Consider the following 17,969-nt stretch of genomic DNA (forward strand, 5'->3'; position numbering starts at 1 on the left):
GCCGACGAATACCCTTCTCAGATTGCCGCGGCGTGCCGGAAGCCCCGGAGGAACGCCGCAAGGTTGTCGCCGAGCGCATCGCACAGATAGCCCCCTTCCTGCACGATGGCAGTTGGCACCCCGATGCTGGCGCAGCGCTCGCCGATCATACGGAACCCGTCCGTCGAAACCGAAAGCCCGCCGAACGGATCGCCTTCGAACGCATCCAACCCGAGCGCGATGACGACGGCGCCCGGCGCGAACGCTGCAATGCGCGTCAATGCTACGTCGAGCTGATCGAGAAACACCTCGTCGCCGGAATGGCGCGGCAGCGGCAGGTTGAGGTTGTAGCCAAGCCCCGCCCCTTCCCCGCGTTCCGACGCATGCCCCCAGAAGAAGGGATAGAATCGCGCCGGATCGGCATGCAGCGAGACCGTCAAAACGTCAGCGCGTGCATAGAAAATGCCCTGCGTGCCGTTGCCGTGATGCAGGTCCACATCGAGGATGGCGACGCGCTCGTGCCGGCTGCGCAGGACCTGAGCGGCGATCGCGGAATTGTTGAGAAAGCAAAAGCCGCCGGCCATGTCCGCAAAAGCGTGATGGCCGGGCGGGCGGCACAGCGCATAGGCGGCCTTTTCACCGTCGAGCACCATCGCGGCGGCCTCGGCTGCCGTCTGCGCGCTCCAGTAGGCCGATTCCCAGGTATCAGCCGAGATCGGACAGGCGGTGTCGGCCATGTGGTATCCAGCCTGGCCGACGGCCGATGCAGGGTAGGAAAAGTCGCGGCGGTCGGGGTGGATGTTCGGCACAACCTCCTCCGAGGCATCGGGGATACGCCGCCAGCGGTCATAGATCGTCTCGAGGAAGCGGAGATATTCTGGCGAGTGAATCGCCGCCGCCGGCGCCAGCCCCCGGTCGCCAGGCGCAACGCGTTCAAGTCCTGCGTTTTCCGCGCCGGCAAGCAGCCGATTGACCCGCTCCGGCACCTCCGGGTTAGGCTTCTGCGCACCTGAGGAAAGGAAGTGCCTGGGATCGTGTCTGCGCTGGGTTTCGTGGAAAACACACTTCATGCTGTTCTGGCTTTCGATGGAGATGTTTGGGAATGGAGAGAAACGGGGGCGTCAGCAAGCAACACGATAGCCGCCCCCAACGTCAAGCATGACGGGCCGGGCATAGGCGAGCGTCCCGGTGTCGTTGTGCTTCCCGATCTTCTGGTTTACCTCCATCCAAACGGAATAAGAGGGCGATGGCTTCGACGGAGAAGAAGAACGGCTCGCGCGGCGTCCAGTCGATCGACACTGGCGGCGTGGTGCTCAACGCCCTGGCGCGCGCCCGGGGACCGCTGAAGCTGCGTGATCTGGCGCAGGAAACGGGAATGGCCGCCGCACAACTGCATCCCTACCTTGTTTCCTTCCGCAAGATGGGCATGGTCGAGCAGACAGAGGCCGGCCACTATCAACTCGGATCCTTCGCCCTGCATCTGGGCCTGACCCGGCTGCGCAACCAGAACGCCTACCGGGAAACCGTGCAGCGTGTCGCCGCTCTTGCGGACGACCTGCAACTCATGATCGCTATCACGGTCTGGGGCCTTCACGGCCCGACCATCGTCTATGTGCAGGAATCGTCCGCGCGCATCCATGCCAACGTCCAGGTCGGCAACATCTTCCTCATGACGGCGACCGCGACAGGCAAGGTCTTTGCCGCCTTCCTGCCCCGACCCGTCACCCAGCCCATGATCCGGCAGGAACGCTCCGACCGCACGTTGCTTGAACGCGGGCCGTTCGAATTCGACGAGGCCCGCTACTGGGAGGAAGTGGGCGTCGTCGCGGCCAACGGCCACGCGGTGACGCGCGACCTGCCGATCCCCGGTGTCAGCGCGGTTGCGGCTCCGGTGTTCGATCACACCGGGCAGATGCAGCTCGCGCTCACCGCCATCGGTCCGACGGCGATGATCGACCTGTCGGCGGATGGCCCGGCGGTCACCGGCCTACTCGGGTTCACCCGGCAGCTTTCGAATGAGCTCGGCTATCGCGAGGACGTCACCGCCGACGCATGAATTCGAGCGAAATGATCAGGCCGCCCGAGGCAAGGGCCATGCCCAGCCACTGAACGCCGCTCGGCGTCTGGCCGGCAAGCGGAATAGCCAGAAGGACGGCCATGGGTGGCAACAGCGCCGGAAACAGCGCTGCGGTTCCAGCACCAAGCCGCGTGACGCAGCCCGCAAAGGCGACGATTGCCAGCGCACCGCCGAAAAGCCCCTGATAGACGACCTGCTCGACCCACAGGCCTGCTGGCAGCAAAGTCACGCCGAACGCAAACAGATAGACCGGGAGGAAGCAGAGCGCCGCGCAGACGGAAACGACCGCAGTCGTCTCGATCGCCGGCAGCTTCCAGCGGCCGACCAGCCATGTGAAGACGCCCCATAGCGTGCCGGAGGCTACAAAGCACAGATCGCCCAGCCAGACGGGAACGCCAGTTGGCGCCGCGGCCGGCTGGTCCGCCGCGATGGCCATGAGCCCGAGAACGAGAAGAGCGATGCCGATGCGGCGCTGCATGGGTACCGCGCGACGGTCGACGACGGCTGCCAGCACGTTGGCTGTCAGCATCGTGACGCCGGGCGAAATCACCACTGCGTGCGCCAGCGGCGCGATGCCGTAGCCGGTGTTGATGAAGAAGGCGAATGGCGGACCGATGAGCAGGGTCAGTGCCGCCACGCGCCTGAACGGCAGGGCCGGACGCCACCCGGTTCTGAAAGCCAGCAAAGGCCCGAGAACCAGCGCCGCGACGCCAAAGCGCAGCATGGCAAGATCGGCGCTTGAAAAGCCGTCGGCGCGACCGATTGCCGTGCCGACATTGTAGAAAGACCAGAAGATGGTGGCGGCAAAACCCAGCGCCACCCCTTCCGCCCATTGGCGCCGGGCTTGCGACACGTCAGTCGTTCGCGCCGGAAATATGCCGCGCGGCTATGTAGCCGAACGTGACGGCAGGTCCCAGCGTGATGCCCCCACCGGGGTAGTTGCCGCCCATGATGCTCGCCGCGTCGTTGCCCACCGAATAAAGGCCCGGTATCGGCCGCCCGTCTTTGGCGAGCACCTGCGCATTCTCGTTGCAGCGAAGCCCGGCGAAGGTGCCGAGATCGCCAACGACCAGCTTGACCGCGTAGAAAGGCCCCTTCCGGATCGGCGCAACGCACGGATTGGGCTTGTGGTCGGGATCGCCGAGCGATCGGTTGTAGGACGTCGAGCCTTTGCCGAATTCCGGATCTTCCCCGTGCTCGGCATGCTTGTTGAAATTCTCGACGGTACGTCTCAGCCCAGCCGGGTCGGCACCGATACGTTCGGCAAGCTCTTCCAGCGTGCGGCCCTCATAGAGATAGCCCGACCGGACATGCTGGCGGAACGGCACCGGCGCCGGCTTCACGTAGCCTAGCCCGTATTTGCGCAGCATGATGGTCGGCAACGAAGAAGGCGCAGACCTCGCCATTCTCGTCGTTGCAGCGGGCCACCATCGCCTGGCAGAAATCGTGATAGGAATTCGCCTCGTTCACGAACCGCCGCCCCGAGCGAGTGACGGCGATCACGCCGGGCTTCGAACGATCGACGAAATGCGGGAACGTGCCCAGCGTTCCGTCCGGCTTTACGGGACGCGAAATCGGCACCCAGGCTGCCGCATGCGGCAGGCTCGTGTCCACGCTTGCGCCGGCCGCTTCGCCCAGCCTCAGTCCATCGCCGGTGTTTCCGGGAGGCGCCGGCGAGGCATGTTCGTAACCGGTAGGCGCATGCGGGAAAAGTTCCTTCCGTCGAACGGGGTCCTGCGGAAAGCCGCCTGCGGCGAGCACCACGCCACGGCGTGCAACGATCTCCACCGGCCCTTCCGCCGTATCGACAATTGCGCCGGAGACCCTGTTCTTGCCGTCACGGACAAGTTCCCGCACCGGCGCGCGCGTCCAGATCGGCACCCCTTGTCGAAGCAGGATTTGGCCAGCCGCGCCACCAGCGCGTTTCCGTTCATCAGGCGCATCGGGCGACCGTGAAACGCCATGTCGCGCAGGAACTTCACGAACAGCTTGCCGACATAGAACGCCGAGACCGGCGAGCGCAGAACGTTGAAGAAATGCAGCAGTTCCTTGCCCGAGCCGATCATCATGCCGAGGAAGGTAATCTCGGCCAGCGGCGGCCGCAGGCGCTTGATCTCGGGGCCGAGCTCGCGCCCGTCGAACGGGCGGGCCACGATGGAGCGCCCGCCATCCATGCCGCCCGGCGCGTCGGGGTGATAGTCCGCGAAGGTCGGACCGAGATCGAACTGGAGCGCGGTGTTCTGCTCGTAGAAGTCGACCGCCTTGGGGCCGGCTTCGAGGAAAGCATCGACACGGCGCTCGTCGAAATGACTACCAGCCTCGTGCCTGAGATAGGTCCGTGCCTTGTCCGCGAATCCTCGACGCCGGCCCGGCGCGCGGGCGCGTTGCAGGGGATCCACATCCAGCCGCCCGAACGCGCCGTCGTGCCGCCGTAGACAGGCTCCTTTTCCACTACCAGCACATCCAGATGGCGGTGCGCGGCCGATACGGCGGTCGAAAGGCCACCCGCGCCGGAGCCGATAACCAGCACGTCGCATTCATGTCTTTTCATGGTCATTTCCACAGCGTCCGAGAAATCGTCCAGTCGGGTCACGAGGCGAGATAGCCGCCGTCGACGGGGAGCAGCGCTCCGGTGACGTAGGTCGACATGGCCGAAGCGAGGAAAAGCACCGGCCCCACCAGCTCCTCCGGCTCGCCGACGCGGCCCAGCGGCGTATGCGCCATGAAGCGCCCGATCGCCTCGGGCGTCTCGCGCGTCACTTTCGTCATCGGCGTCGCGATCACACCCGGCGCGATCGCATTTACCCGGATGCCGTCGGGCGCGAGATCGTGTGCAAGCGCGCGGGTGAACTGCAGTACGGCGCCCTTGCTGGCTGCGTAGGCGCCAAGACCAGGTCCGGCCGAGACCGACATGATCGAGCCGAGGTTGACGATCCGCCCGCGTGTCTTGCGAAGCTGGGGCAGGAATGCCCTTACCATCGTGCGAACACCGTCGACATTGACCCGGAAGACATCCGCCCAGTCGGCATCGAAGTTCGCGCCATCAATGGGCGTACGACGGATGATGCCCGCATTGTTCACGAGAATTGCAGCCGGCCCCTGCCAGGCTTCTACCTGACCGGCGAATCGCGTCACCGCTTCGGGCTGGGTCACGTCGAGTTCAGTCGCCATGGCCACACCGCCATTCGCGCGAATGTCCGCTGCGGCAGCTTCGGCAGCCGCTCCCGCCATGTCGCAGAGCACCACCTTGGCACCGGCCTCTGCCAGGCCGCGCGCGATGGCCAGGCCGTTACCCTGTGCCGCGCCGGTCACCACCGCGACCTCTCCCTCGATGCCCAGCATGCATCCTCCCAATCATTCGTTATCTGCAAATGAGTTTGCTATTCGCGAATTTTCTTATTGAGGCAAACGTCGGAATTTGCAAGACTGCAATTCTGCGAAGACACGCCAGGCACGGATGCCGGGACATGTCGCAGGGAGATGAGCCGCGGCTGTGCGGTGCCTTGGGAGGATTTTTATGAGACGTTACATCGCCGCGGCCACGCTGGCCGCTTCCGTTGCATTTGCCGGGTCTGCCATGGCCCAGAGCTTCGATCTGCAGAGCGTGTTTGGACTGAACGTTCCGTCGATCGGCCCCAGTCCCGTGAACTGGGCCGATAAGGTGCGGTTGATGACCAACGGCGAGGTCGACATCAAGGTCCACGGCGCCGGCGACTTCGTTCCACCTTTCGAGGTCTTCGGAGCGGTATCGAGCGGTGCGATCCCGATGGGCTTCGACTGGATCGGCTACTGGGCCGAGTCGATTCCCGTCGCCAACCTTGTCGGCTCGATGCCCTTCGGCCCCTCGCCCGATATCGCGCTCGGCTGGATGTTCGAGGGTGGCGGTCTGGAAATCATCCAGAAGGCCTATGACCCGCATGGCGTGAAGGTCATTCCGTGCCACCTCGTCGTGCCTGAGGCCGGCGGATGGTTCAACAAGGAGATCAATACCGTCGAGGACCTGAAGGGCCTCAACATGCGCATCGCTGGCCTCGGCGGCCGAACGCTGGCGAAACTCGGCGCGAACACGCAGCTCGTGCCCGCCGGTGAAATCTACGTGTCGCTCGAGACCGGCCGCATCGACGCGGCTGAGTTCTCCGCGCCGCAGCTCGACAAGGGCTTCGGCTTCCAGAAAATCGTCAAGAACTACTATTTCCCCGGCTGGCACCAGCCATCGAGCTGGGATTCCATCATCATCAACATGGATGTCTGGAACGGCTTCTCCGAGGATCAGCAGAAGATCATGGTCGAGGCCTGCAAGGCCAACATCGCTGAAAACATGGCCGACCAGCTCAATGCGCAGGTTGCAGCCGTGGAGGAGATCGAGGCGGCCGGCGTGAGCATCAAGCGCTTCCCCGACGAAGTGCTGGAAGCCATGCGCACCGCAGCCGGCGAAGTGCTTCAGGAAGAAGCGGCCAAAGACCCCATCTTCAAGGAAGCGCTTGATTCCCTGACCGCCTATGTCGAGCGCACGTCGCGCTGGTCGGAACTCCAGGCCCTGCCGCGATAGGCAAACGAGCGGGTCCGGCACGAAGCCGGACCCGCAACCGTCGCGCGCTGTCGCAACCGCTGAATTTCGCGTAACAGGCTTCATCGGTAAAACCGCTGGAGGAGAAGGTTGAAACGTCTTTCGGATGCCGTGCTCGACGCGGTTGTTCTGCCGGGCAAGGTCGTCGGATGGCTCGTGCTCCCACTGATCGTATCGGTGCTGCTCACGGTCTTCGCCGCCAAGATGGGCTGGAACGCGATCTGGCGCTGGGAAGATGCACTTCCCGTGCTTGGGAACGGCATCACCGTCAACACCCTGGCCGACCTGCAATGGTACATCTTCGCCATCATCGCCGTTCTCGGCGGCGTTTATGCCCTGCGTGACGGCCAGCATGTGAGCGTCGACGTTTTCGTGGCGGGCTTGCCGCAGCGTGCCCGCCTGTGCCTGACGCTTTTCGGCGACATCGTCTTTCTCCTCCCATTCTGCGCCATCATCGTCTGGTACGGCTGGAAGTTCGCCGCGACCTCGTTCGCATCCGGCGAGGGTTCGACCTATGGCGGGCTGATGGACCGCTGGCTCATCAAGGCGATGATCCCGGCCGGTTTCGCGCTGCTGGGCATAGCTGCCCTCGCGCGCGTGGCCCAGACCTTGCGCGTGCTTTTCTCTCCCGCATCCAACCAAGGCCCGGCCGAGAACCATGACTGAATTTGCCTGGCCGCTGGCCATGCTCGTCGCGCTCGTGGCGGGCATCTTTTCGGGATACCCTGTTGCATTTGTTCTGTCGGGCATCGGCATCGTCTTCGCCTTTCTGGCCGGCGTGCCGATCCTCTTCCTGTCGACGGGCGTATCGCGCATCTATTCCGGCATCCTGACCAACTGGCTGCTGATCGCCATTCCCCTCTTCGTCTTCATGGGGCTGATGCTCGAACGTTCCGGCGTCGCGGAGCGGCTGCTTCGGTCGCTGGCGGCACTGTTCGGCCGGCTGCCCGGCGGCTACGCCTTCGCGGTCGCCATCATTGGCGTGGTGATGGCGGCCTCCACGGGCATCATCGGCGCATCCGTGGTGCTCATGGGCATGATGGCTCTGCCCGCCATGACGCAGGCCCGCTACGACCCCAAGGTTTCCACAGGCCTGATCGCCGCTTCAGGCACGCTCGGCATCCTGATCCCGCCGTCGATCATGCTGATCGTCCTCGGCGACCAGCTCCGCGTTTCGGTCGGCGACCTGTTCATGGGCGCGATAGGGCCGGGTCTGCTGCTGGCCGGGCTCTATTTTCTCTATCTGATCGCGATCGCCATCTTCCAGCCGCACCGCATGCCACCGCTGGACCATGCACCGGCGGAAAGCCGCAAGGCGGCTATGCTCGGTCTCGCCCGTGACCTGCTGGCGCCGATCATCCTCGTCGTCTCGGTGCTCGGCACCATCGTCGCGGGTATTGCTACACCTACGGAAGCCGCTGCCATCGGCGCGGCGGGCGCGATGATCCTTGCGCTGTTCTCCGGCAAACTCGACCTCGCGACATTGCGCACGGCCGTGCGCGATACCACAAAGACCACCGCGATGATCATTTTCGTTATGATCGGCGCGACGATCTTTTCCGTGATCTTCAGGCGGCTTGGCGGCGACGAGATGGTGATCCACGCCTTCGATGCGCTGGGGACCGGACCCTATTTCGTGCTTTTCACCATCATGGCATTGGTCTTCGTGCTGGGCTTCTTCCTCGACTGGGTCGAGATTGCGCTGGTCGTCGTGCCGCTGGTCGCCCCGGTTGTCACCAGCCTCGACTTCGGCATGACGCAACCCGAGACCCTTACCTGGTTCGCGATCGCGCTTGCCGTCAACATGCAGACGTCGTTCCTGACCCCGCCATTCGGTTATGCGCTGTTCTACCTGCGCGGTGTGGCAAAAGACATATCGATCGGCACGATCTACCGAGGAATCATTCCCTTCGTGCTCCTGCAGATCACCGCGCTGGTGCTCCTGATCCTGTTTCCGCAGATTAGCCTATGGATGGTTTCCCAGTAGGCCACCCCCGCCGCATTAGGCGCGCGATCAATATTTCTGCGGGACGTAGAGGTCGTGCGGAAGGGTTGCGCGTTCGTATTCCGGATTGAAGACGCGTTCCGGCAAGGCGATGTCCTCGTGCGGCACCGGCTCGTAGGGAATCTGCTGCAGTAGATGATCCATGCAGTTCAGCCGGGCGCGCTTCTTATCGTTGCCCTCGACGATGTACCAGGGCGCCTCCGGGATGCTGGTTCGGGCGAACATCTCCTCTTTCGCCTTGGTGTACTGCTCCCAGCGCACCCGCGACTGGAGGTCCATCGGCGAAAGCTTCCACTGTTTCATCGGGTCGTGGATGCGCATCAGGAAGCGGAGCTGCTGCTCCTCATCGGTGATGGAGAACCAGTATTTGATCAGCCTGATGCCAGAGCGGAGCAGCATGCGCTCGAACTCCGGCACGTCGCGGAAGAAATCCTCCACCTGCTGCGGCGAAGCGAAATCCATCACCCGCTCGACACCCGCTCGGTTGTACCAGGACCGGTCGAAGAGCACGATCTCACCGCCGGCCGGCAGATGCGGAACGTAGCGCTGGAAATACCACTGCGTCTTTTCCCGGTCGCTTGGCGCCGGCAGCGCCACCACGCGGACGATACGCGGATTGAGCCGCTGTGTGATGCGCTTGATGACCCCGCCCTTGCCGGCGGAATCCCTGCCCTCGAACAGGACGACCACCTTTTCCTTGGTGTGCGCGACCCAGTCCTGGAGCTTGATCAGTTCCGACTGCAGACGGATCAGCTCGTGGAAATAGGTGTGGCGGTCGAGCGCGTGGGGGTGGGCCTTCTTGTAGATCTTGGACAGTTCGAGCGACAGCGCCGGTTCTGACAGTTCGAGCTCGTAGTCCTCGTCGAGCGTATCCTCGAGCTCGGCCTTGAGCCATTCCTCGGCACCGTTGCCCGCCCTGTCGTGATCCATCGTTGTTCCTCCGGCCGCTTCGCGCGATAAACTCGTCGCTTCCGGTGACAACAAGACCCGCGAACACGACGTTGATCAAGCGTCGGCTAACACCGGCGGGTAACATATACATGACGGCGTCTGACGCAGCGTAGCACCTGACGGAAATCTAATCCGGTGTTCCGGCCGCTTCCACAAGCAAGGCGCGAAGTCGGCGCAGCGGCGGCGATACGGTGGTTGCCTCATCCAACCGTCTTATCTGCTTGCGCGCAGCAACGGCGACGTCTTCTCCCTCGGGCAATGCGATGAGCCAGGCCAGGAAAACCTCCTCGGGGCTTGCCTGGGCCAGCGGCGGACGCGGCGAAATCGGCGACGTCGGCTTGTTGAGGTCGGCATGGATTGGAGAAGATCCCATGTCAGGCCTCGATTTCCAGAGCCGAGAGCGGCTTCGAACAGCAGGCGAGGATGAAGCCCTCCTCGATCTCGTGATCGAGGATGCCGCCATTGTGGCTCATCTCGACCGTGCCGGAGACCTTCTTGACCTTGCAGGTACCGCACAGGCCGAACTCGCAGGCGGCCGGAATGCGCACACCCGATGCGCGCGCGGTCTGAAGCAGGGTCTGTCCCGCAACGCATTCGCCGTCGATCTCCGACAACGCGAACCGGACCGGCAGGGCGATTTCTCCGACAGCGGCGTCGCCGTACTGCGTAAACGTTGCAGGCACGGGTTCGGCCACGGGAGCGGCAAAGCTCTCCTGATGATAATGCGCCATGTCGAAGCCGGCTGTTTCCAGCATCTCGCGCACGGCGCGCATGAAGGGTTCCGGACCGCAGCAGAAAATCTCCCGCTCGCGAAAATCCGGCGCGAGCAGCGGCAGCCGCACCGCGTCGATGCGGCCCATATGGCCGAACCAGCTCTCCCGACTGGAGCGTTCCTCGATCAGGAAGCCCAGCGACAGGCCGGGCATGCGGCTGCCCAGCAATTCAAGCTCCTTGCGGAAGATGATCTCCTCTGGCCGGCGCGCGCAGTTGACGAAAGCGACGTCGGTCCATGGCGCGCAGTCGTTCAGCCAGCGCAGCATCGACATCATCGGTGTGACGCCGGAGCCCGCGGAGATGAAAAGATATTTCGCCGCCGGATATTCGTGGTGGGAGAAATCGCCGGCCGGGCCGTAGGCCCTGATGTGGTCGCCGCGCCGCAGATGATCCAGCATCCAGCGCGTTGCGACGCTGCCGGCCTGCGCCTTGACCGTGACCGCGATGGAAAACGGCCGCGAGGGCGACGACGACAGCGTGTAGGTGCGCAGCAGCGGCTCGTCGCCAACCGGCAATTCCAGTGTGATGAACTGTCCCGGCTTGTAGCGGAACCAGGTCTGGTTGTCCGACCGGAAGGTGAAGGTCTTCACGTCGGGCGCCTCGTCGGCGATGCCGATGACCTCCAGCACCTGAAGCCGGTCGTTCCACGGCGTCATCTCGTCGAGGTGGCGGTAGAGTGCGGCGTCCGTCATCGCGTTCATCGCTGTCGCCTCACGCCACGCTTCTAAGCGCCGGGGTTTCCGCCTCGGCCAGCCGCGGCTCGATGAAGGAGGCGTACCATTCGACGAACTGGATCACGCCGCCCTCGTGGAGCTCCGAATAGGGACCGGGTTCGTAGGCCGGCGAATTGATGCCGAAGGCGTTTTCCTCGACGATCCTGCGATCCTGATCGTTAGTCTCGGTCCAGACATGGGTCAGTTCGGCAAGGTCGTAGTCCACCCCTTCCACCGCATCCTTGTGCACGAGCCACTTGGTGGTGACGGCCGTCTCGGTAGCGCTGATCGGCAGCACGCGGAAGGTGACGGCGTGGTCGCCCAGAATGTGGTTCCATGTCGTGGGGTAATGGTACAGCAGCAGCGACCCGATGCGATCGGTGGAGACGGTATCGGAAAGGTTGCGCTTCACCGCGCGCCTGCCGGTCATCGTGTAGCTGACCGCATCGCGCAGCAGCGGCGCGCGCGTCGCGCGATACTGGCCGTCCGCGTCGATGCGGAAGCGCGAAGGCAGGCCCGCCGCCTCGCATTTCGCCCAATGCGCCAGCATCTCGGGGTCGCTTTCCGCGCCGTTGACGCCCGTCACCGTCGGGGCTTCCGGAAATGTCTTGCAGAGCTCGGGATGATTGGCCGCGCAGTGGTAACACTCGCGGTTGTTCTCCCAGACCAGCTTCCAGTTGCCCTTTTCGATAATGGTGGATTCGTAGGCGACCCTTGCATCGGCCAGCCGATGCGGCAGGAAATACGGCTCCATCATGGCCCGGAACGGCCCGAAGTCGGCCGGCTCCGGCGCAAGGCAGATGAAGACGTAGCCGCCGGCGCTCTCACAGGCGACCGGCTTGAGCGAGAACTGCGACGGGTCGAAATCGTCCGCCATCTGGCGTGCGAACAGGAGCTTGCCGTCGAGATCGTAGGTCCACTGGTGATAGGGGCAGACGAGGCGCGCCGAGAGGCCCTTCTGGGCCCCGCACACGCGGCTGCCGCGATGCCGGCAGGAATTGTGGAAGGCGCGTATCTGCCCGTCACGATCGCGGACCAGCACGACCGGATACCGGCCAACCTGAACGGTGAAGAAGCTGCCGGGCTTCGGCAGTTCGCAATCGTGGCCCACGAGTAGCCAGTCGCGATACCAGATCAGGTCCATGTCGAGCCGGAAGAATTCCGGATCGGTGTAGAAGGGTTGTTCCAGCGAATAGCCGTATCTGCGGCTGCGGATCAGCCCCAGCATTTCGTTGCGCGCATCCATGTCCTGTCCTCGCATCGTCATCACAAGGACTGAACTGGTGGTGATGGAGGGAAGGAGGAGCCGCGACATGGCCATGCAGGCCTGTCCGCGCCGCTTCGCCTCTTGACCGCCCACCGCGATCAGTCGGTTTCGTATGCCGAAGGCTGGTTTCCGGGCTCCGGAGCCGTCCCTTGCAGGACCTTCCCGACACCTTCCCGGACGTTGTCGTCCAGTGGTCTCCCGTCGGGATATTCAGCTCCGCTACCGTTGCGGGGGCAGCGCCGGATTTCGACCGGCTTCCCAATTCTCCGCTTCGATCGTCACGAAGCAGCACCTCAGGCACGCACATCTAACCACGGCTGCATCGCCGGCAAACACGCGAAAGCGACACCGTGCAGACGCAAAGACGACACAGGGTTCACAACGCTGCGGCATGCTGCGTCGCACCGTTTCGTTTCGCTCGAATTCGTGCGATAGCTGCGTAAACTTTGACCAACGGGACAAAGAAAGTGCCATGACGAGCACCTCGACACGACAGGCTGCCGGCGCCAGCCTGCATACGCTGCCGACAGCGGCTGCGGCTGCGCATACCGACCTGCCGCGCAATCCCGGCATTAAGCTGGATCTGGGCTGGCTGGAAGAGATGCGGCATGTGAACCGTTCGGCCTTGGAGCGGCGCGCGACGACGCTGACCAAGCGCCGCTCGATCAAGGCCGACAATCAGGCTGCATGGCTGCTGCGCGCAATCAGCCTGATGGATCTGACCACGCTGAACAGCAACGACACCGACGAGCGCGTGCGCCGCCTCTGCGCCAAGGCGCGCAACCCGCTGCGCGGCGATCTGGTCGCCGGCCTCGGGCTGGGCGACACGGTAATCCGGCCAGCGGCTGTCTGCGTCTACCATCCCTTTGTCGCGACCGCGGTCAAGGCGCTGGAAGGCACTGTCATCCACGTCGCGGCCGTCTCCACCGCCTTTCCGCACGGGCTGTCGCCGCTGGAAACACGGATCGCGGAAATCAGGGCGTCGGTCGCCGACGGGGCCGACGAGATCGACGTGGTCATCCCGCGCGGCCTGGTGCTGGGGGCAAAGTGGCAGGAACTTTACGACGAAGTCGCGCAGTTCCGCGAAGCCTGCGGGGAAGCGCACCTGAAGGTCATCCTCGGCACCGGAGAGTTGTCGACGCTGCGCAATGTGATGCTCGCCTCGATGGTGTCGATGATGGCGGGCGCCGACTTCATCAAGACCTCCACCGGCAAGGAAAGCGTCAATGCCGTCCTGCCGGTCGGCCTCATCATGACGCGCGCCATCCGCGCCTATGAGGAGCGCACCGGCTTCAAGATCGGCTTCAAGCCTGCCGGCGGCATCTCCACCGCCAAGGCCTCGCTCGACTGGCTGGTACTCATGAAGGAGGAACTCGGCCGCCGCTGGCTGGAACCGGACCTCTTCCGCTTCGGCGCGTCGAGCCTGCTTACCGACATCGAGCGCCAGCTCGAACACCACCTGACCGGCCACTACTCGGCCGCCCATCGACATGCCATGGCCTGACGGGGAACGACCGTGAACATTCTCGAACGCTATCACGCCATGGAATACGGCCCTGCCCCGGAGGCGCGCAACGAAGCCGATGCGTGGCTTACCTCGCGCGACTTCTCCGCCTCCCTGTTCATCGGCGGCCAATGGAAGAAGGCCGCCAGCGGCAAGACCTTCGACACTGCCGAGCCCGCCACCAGCAAACATCTGGCGAGCCTGGCCGAGGCGGGGCATGACGACATCGACGCGGCTGTGGCCGCCGCGCGCAAGGCGCTGCCGAAGTGGCAGGCCGCTTCCGGCTACGAGCGTGCGCGCGTGCTCTACGCCATCGGCCGCGCCATGCAGCGCCATGCGCGGCTTTTCGCCGTGCTGGAATCGCTCGACAACGGCAAGCCGATCCGCGAAAGCCGCGACATCGACGTGCCGCTGGCCGTCCGCCACTTCATCCATCATGCCGGCTGGGCGCAGTCGCTGGGCAAGGAGTTTCCGGGCCATGCAGCGGTCGGTGTTGCCGGCCAGATCATCCCTTGGAATTTCCCCTTGCTGATGCTCGCCTGGAAGATCGCGCCGGCGCTCGCGGCAGGCTGCACGGTGGTGCTGAAGCCGGCCGAATTCACGCCGCTGACGGCCGTTCTGTTCGCCGAAATATGCGAGAAAGCCGGCGTGCCCAAGGGCGTCGTCAACATCGTTCATGGCGGCCCGGAAGCGGGTGCCGCGATCGTCAACCACCCCGACATCGACAAGATCGCCTTCACCGGCTCCTCCGAGGTCGGCAAGATCATCCGCAAGGCGACCGCCGGCTCGGGCAAGAAGCTGTCGCTGGAACTGGGCGGCAAGTCCGCCTTCATCGTCTTTGAGGATGCGGATCTCGATTCGCGGTCGAAGGCCTCGTCGACGGCATCTGGTTCAACCAGGGCCAGGTTTGCTGCGCCGGCTCGCGGCTGCTGGTGCAGGAGGGCGTCGCCGACGCCTTCCTCGCCAAGGTGCGCACGCGCATGGAGAAGCTGCGGCTCGGTGATCCGCTCGACAAGAACACCGACATCGGCCCCCTGGTCGACCGCACCCAGCTCGAGCGTGTGCGCGGCCTCGTCGCCGAGGGCGAAAAACAAGGCGCGCAGTGCTGGCAACCGGCCGGCGAAGTGCCTGCGACCGGCTGGTATCACCTGCCGGTGCTCGCCACCAACGTCGCACCCGCCAACATTCTCGCCCAGGAAGAAGTGTTTGGCCCGGTGCTGGCGACGATGACCTTCCGCAACACGGAGGAAGCGATCGAGCTCGCCAACAACACCCGCTACGGGCTGGCCGCTTCCGTGTGGAGCGAAAACGTCAATCTCGCCCTGCATGTCGCGCCGCAGCTCAAGGCCGGCGTGGTGTGGATCAACGGGACCAACATGTTCGATGCCGCCTGCGGCTTCGGCGGCTATCGCGAAAGCGGATTCGGGCGCGAAGGCGGCCGTGAGGGTATGGTCGAGTATCTCGCCCTGCCAAAGGCCAAGAGCCAGCAGATCAAGGCCTATGAGGCGCCGGGCGGCACCTCGGAGCGCTCCGACGGCGACGGCTCCTTCATCGACCGCACGCCAAAGCTCTTCATCGGCGGCAAGCAGACGCGACCGGACGGCAACTATTCTATGGCAGTTCACGACGCCAAGGGCCGCCATGCCGGCGAAGTCGGGCTGGGCAGTCGCAAGGACATCCGCGACGCCGTCAGCGCCGCGCGCGCCGCCAAGGGCTGGGCGGGCGCCACGGCCTACAATCGCGCTCAGGTGCTTTATTTCCTGGCCGAGAACCTGACGATCCGCGCCGACGAGTTCGCCGCGCGCATCGCAAGCCTCACCGGCGCATCGGCGAAGGCGGCACGCGCAGAGGTCGACGCCTCGATCGAACGCCTGTTCGAAGCCGCCGGCATGGCCGACAAGTTCGAGGGCACGGTGCACAATCCCCCTGCCCGCGCCGTGACGCTGGCGCTCAACGAGCCGGTCGGCGTGGTCGGCATCGTCGCCCCCGACGAGCAGCCGCTGCTCGGGCTCGTTGCGATGCTTGCCCCGGCGCTGGCCATGGGCAACAGCGTCGTCGCCGTCCCCTCCGCACGCTGGCCGTTGATCGCGACCGACCTCTACCAGGTGCTGGAAACGTCGGATATTCCCCCAGGCGCGGTCAACATCGTCACCGGGCGCACAGGCGAACTCGCGGGCGTGCTGGCCAAGCACGATGATGTCGACGGTCTCTGGCTCGTCGCCGACGCTGCAATCTGCAAGGCAGCCGAGCTGGAATCCACCTGCAACCTCAAGCGCGTCTGGACCTCGAACGGCCAGACCGTCGACTGGAATGGTGAGGCAGGCTCGCTCAAGCCGTTCCTGCGCCGCGCCGTCGAGGTCAAGAACGTGTGGGTGCCTTACGGCGACTAGCCATGGAAGGCACCACACCGCCGTCAGCCGGGCGGCCAGCGACGGTTTCGGCCGACGTCATTCGGCAGGCCTGATCGTCACCTTCAGATGATCGCCCTGGATGCGGAATTCCTCTACGCCGACACGCTCGGCGTTGAACACGATCGCTCGCGCAGGCGTCATGCCCTTGCAGAAGATGCTGTTACGCCGCGCCAGCCCGCCGTCTGAAAAGGTACCGAGCGCAGGCCCTGGCAGGTCGGCGACAACGTCCGGCCAGTCGCGCGGCAGTTCTCCGCAATCTCCACGTTCCGCGTGGATGACCTTGCTCTGGCCGACCGTCATGAACACTTCCGGATTGTAGCGCACCACGGGTGCATTGTCCGCCGGCCCGCCCCATGGTCGCCAGCCGGAAGCCCAGACATTGCCCATCGCGATGCCGAGGCCGAAGACCACGACCGCTCCTGCAATCGTCCTCAGATCGGGAAGCGAAGATGCCCATCGCGCGGCCACGGAAGCCAAAGCGCCCCCTTTGCCGAATGCGTGACGTCTGCAGGACTGTCTTCCCCCATCTCGTTCGCCTGCCGATAGAGCGCCGTCCAATGCTCCAGGAGAGCCGGATCGTCGCGGACACCCAACACCTGCTCCAGAATTCTGAGGCTGCGCAGGCGCGGGATATGACGGCCGGAGCGCCAGTTGTTCAGATTGCGCAGCGTCGTATCATCATGCTCCTTCCGGGCGCCGTTTCCGGCCACTTCGCAGTAGCGTGCCGCCAAAGAAGCGGCATCGTGGAAGCCGGCCCGCACGCACAACTCATCGAACAGGATGTGCCACCGGTTGATCTGCTGCAGGTCGTCCAAGGCCATGTCATACCCCCTGTTCAAAGTCCGGTGGTCGTATCGACCACCTCGATCTTCATGTAATCGTCAAGCAACCTGACCTCTTCGGTCCCGAGTGCCGTCCCCGTGAACATGACGGCCCGGACGACCATTTCCCGCCCACAATCGTTGACCATCTTGCGGGCAAGCCCTCCGTCGGAAAACGTGCCCAACGGCGTTATCGGCACCCGTTGCGCAACGAGCGGCCAGTCCGGGACAGAGCCGTCGCAGTCCAGGTAATCTCCGTGGATGAGCTGACTTCTGCCAAGCGCGACACGCACGTGGGCATTGTAGTTGACCGCCGGAAGTTCGGGCGATGGAGGTTGATGCTTTCTGGTGATTGCGGCTATCGCGATGCCCACCCCCAACACCGACACTGCGGAAACGGCTGCCACGACGCGCAATCTGCTCGCGGCGATCCCCGCCTGGACCGCGCGGGAATCCAGTGCCTCATCGCCGCCAGACGGAGCATCCCCCTTGCCGTTTGCCGCTTCGTAAAGCGCATGCCATCGCGCCTCGAGTTCCGGGTCGGACCTCACGTCGAGAATTGACGACAGGGCGAAGAAGCTCTTCCGGCGCGGAACTCGCTTCCCGCTGCGCCAGCTTCTCAGCTTCGTCTTGGCGCCTTCGAAATCGTTTTGCCTGGTTCGGCCGGTGCGCGTGCAGAGCAGGCTCGCCAAATCCGTATTGTCGTAATGGCCGGCATGGTTGCACACGGCATCGAAAAGCTCGTGCCATGTGCCGTATTCACGCCAACGATCAGACCCCATCGCCCGTAAGCCCCCACCAGGATTTCAGAACTCATTTTTCCGAAACTGTCCGAAATCGCAACCAGAGGTATCAGCCGTTTTTCCGAGTTTTCCGCCAATCGCCCGATTTTGTAGGCGA

Annotated in this window: 15 protein-coding genes, 2 pseudogenes and 1 riboswitch; of the genes and pseudogenes, 6 read left to right on the top strand and 11 right to left on the bottom strand. The window is 64.3% G+C overall.

What is annotated here, in order from left to right; translation table 11 throughout:
* Nucleotides 1-17 precede the first annotated feature (17 nt).
* Nucleotides 18-1,049 (bottom strand): histone deacetylase family protein, encoded by a 1,032-nt coding sequence (locus tag HK436_RS17990; RefSeq protein WP_173191957.1) that lies wholly within the window; start codon nt 1,047-1,049, stop codon nt 18-20.
* A 176-nt stretch (nt 1,050-1,225) separates the two neighbouring features.
* Between HK436_RS17990 and HK436_RS17995 the strand changes: the two genes are divergently transcribed.
* The gene (locus HK436_RS17995) at nt 1,226-2,035 is read left to right on the top strand and encodes an IclR family transcriptional regulator (protein WP_173191958.1); all 810 of its coding nucleotides are present in this window, start codon (nt 1,226-1,228) and stop codon (nt 2,033-2,035) included.
* On the opposite strand, the gene HK436_RS33070 is transcribed toward HK436_RS17995, so the two are convergent.
* The 3 genes and pseudogenes from HK436_RS33070 to HK436_RS18010 form a co-directional block, all read right to left on the bottom strand.
* Nucleotides 2,019-2,909, bottom strand: a complete 891-nt coding sequence (locus HK436_RS33070; RefSeq protein WP_173191960.1) for a DMT family transporter — start codon at nt 2,907-2,909, stop codon at nt 2,019-2,021. The two genes, HK436_RS17995 and HK436_RS33070, sit on opposite strands and share 17 nt — an antisense overlap.
* Nucleotide 2,910: 1 nt before the next feature.
* Nucleotides 2,911-4,607 (bottom strand): annotated as a pseudogene (locus tag HK436_RS18005) (FAD-dependent oxidoreductase).
* A 38-nt stretch (nt 4,608-4,645) separates the two neighbouring features.
* Nucleotides 4,646-5,398 carry an SDR family NAD(P)-dependent oxidoreductase gene (locus HK436_RS18010; RefSeq protein WP_173191962.1) on the bottom strand — a complete coding sequence of 251 codons (753 nt, stop codon included), beginning with the start codon at nt 5,396-5,398 and terminating at the stop codon, nt 4,646-4,648.
* Nucleotides 5,399-5,573: 175 nt separating this feature from the next.
* Between HK436_RS18010 and HK436_RS18015 the strand changes: the two genes are divergently transcribed.
* The 3 genes from HK436_RS18015 (at nt 5,574) to HK436_RS18025 (ending at nt 8,610) form a co-directional block, all read left to right on the top strand.
* Nucleotides 5,574-6,605, top strand: a complete 1,032-nt coding sequence (locus HK436_RS18015) for a TRAP transporter substrate-binding protein (protein ID WP_173191964.1) — start codon at nt 5,574-5,576, stop codon at nt 6,603-6,605.
* Nucleotides 6,606-6,713: 108 nt separating this feature from the next.
* Nucleotides 6,714-7,289: a TRAP transporter small permease subunit gene (locus tag HK436_RS18020; protein WP_173191965.1), complete on the top strand. Its 576-nt coding sequence runs from the start codon at nt 6,714-6,716 to the stop codon at nt 7,287-7,289.
* Nucleotides 7,282-8,610, top strand: coding sequence for a TRAP transporter large permease (locus tag HK436_RS18025; protein WP_173191967.1), 1,329 nt, complete (start codon nt 7,282-7,284; stop codon nt 8,608-8,610). The genes HK436_RS18020 and HK436_RS18025 overlap by 8 nt, the downstream gene beginning before the upstream one ends.
* A gap of 27 nt (nt 8,611-8,637) precedes the next feature.
* On the opposite strand, the gene ppk2 is transcribed toward HK436_RS18025, so the two are convergent.
* The 4 genes from ppk2 to HK436_RS18045 all read right to left on the bottom strand — a co-directional run bounded on the left by ppk2 (nt 8,638) and on the right by HK436_RS18045 (nt 12,312).
* Entirely contained in the window at nt 8,638-9,558 is a 921-nt protein-coding gene (ppk2, locus tag HK436_RS18030; RefSeq protein ID WP_173191969.1) for a polyphosphate kinase 2, read from the bottom strand.
* Between the two features lie 148 nt (nt 9,559-9,706).
* The gene (locus tag HK436_RS18035) at nt 9,707-9,952 is read right to left on the bottom strand and encodes a hypothetical protein (RefSeq protein ID WP_173191971.1); all 246 of its coding nucleotides are present in this window, start codon (nt 9,950-9,952) and stop codon (nt 9,707-9,709) included.
* A 1-nt stretch (nt 9,953) separates the two neighbouring features.
* Nucleotides 9,954-11,045 (bottom strand): FAD-binding oxidoreductase, encoded by a 1,092-nt coding sequence (locus HK436_RS18040; protein ID WP_173193600.1) that lies wholly within the window; start codon nt 11,043-11,045, stop codon nt 9,954-9,956.
* 19 nt (nt 11,046-11,064) lie between these two features.
* Entirely contained in the window at nt 11,065-12,312 is a 1,248-nt protein-coding gene (locus HK436_RS18045; protein WP_173191972.1) for an aromatic ring-hydroxylating oxygenase subunit alpha, read from the bottom strand.
* Between the two features lie 124 nt (nt 12,313-12,436).
* A riboswitch (cobalamin riboswitch) is annotated at nt 12,437-12,644 on the bottom strand.
* A gap of 161 nt (nt 12,645-12,805) precedes the next feature.
* On the opposite strand from HK436_RS18045, the gene deoC reads away from it, so the two are divergent.
* Both deoC and HK436_RS18055 read left to right on the top strand, forming a co-directional pair.
* Entirely contained in the window at nt 12,806-13,837 is a 1,032-nt protein-coding gene (gene deoC, locus HK436_RS18050; protein ID WP_173191974.1) for a deoxyribose-phosphate aldolase, read from the top strand.
* A gap of 12 nt (nt 13,838-13,849) precedes the next feature.
* Nucleotides 13,850-16,227 (top strand): annotated as a pseudogene (locus HK436_RS18055) (aldehyde dehydrogenase family protein).
* Nucleotides 16,228-16,284: 57 nt separating this feature from the next.
* Here the strand turns inward: HK436_RS18055 and HK436_RS18060 are convergent.
* From HK436_RS18060 to HK436_RS18070, 3 genes are read right to left on the bottom strand one after another with little or no spacing between them, the layout of a single operon-like run.
* Nucleotides 16,285-16,659, bottom strand: coding sequence for a hypothetical protein (locus HK436_RS18060; protein ID WP_173191976.1), 375 nt, complete (start codon nt 16,657-16,659; stop codon nt 16,285-16,287).
* A 20-nt stretch (nt 16,660-16,679) separates the two neighbouring features.
* A complete protein-coding gene (locus tag HK436_RS18065; protein WP_173191978.1) occupies nt 16,680-17,069 on the bottom strand; it encodes a hypothetical protein in 390 nt (129 codons plus the stop codon).
* A 14-nt stretch (nt 17,070-17,083) separates the two neighbouring features.
* Nucleotides 17,084-17,851 carry a hypothetical protein gene (locus tag HK436_RS18070; protein ID WP_173191980.1) on the bottom strand — a complete coding sequence of 256 codons (768 nt, stop codon included), beginning with the start codon at nt 17,849-17,851 and terminating at the stop codon, nt 17,084-17,086.
* Nucleotides 17,852-17,969 lie beyond the last annotated feature (118 nt).

Origin of the sequence: Neoaquamicrobium sediminum (assembly GCF_013240295.1) — a bacterium.
Classification (GTDB): domain Bacteria; phylum Pseudomonadota; class Alphaproteobacteria; order Rhizobiales; family Rhizobiaceae; genus Aerobium; species Aerobium sediminum.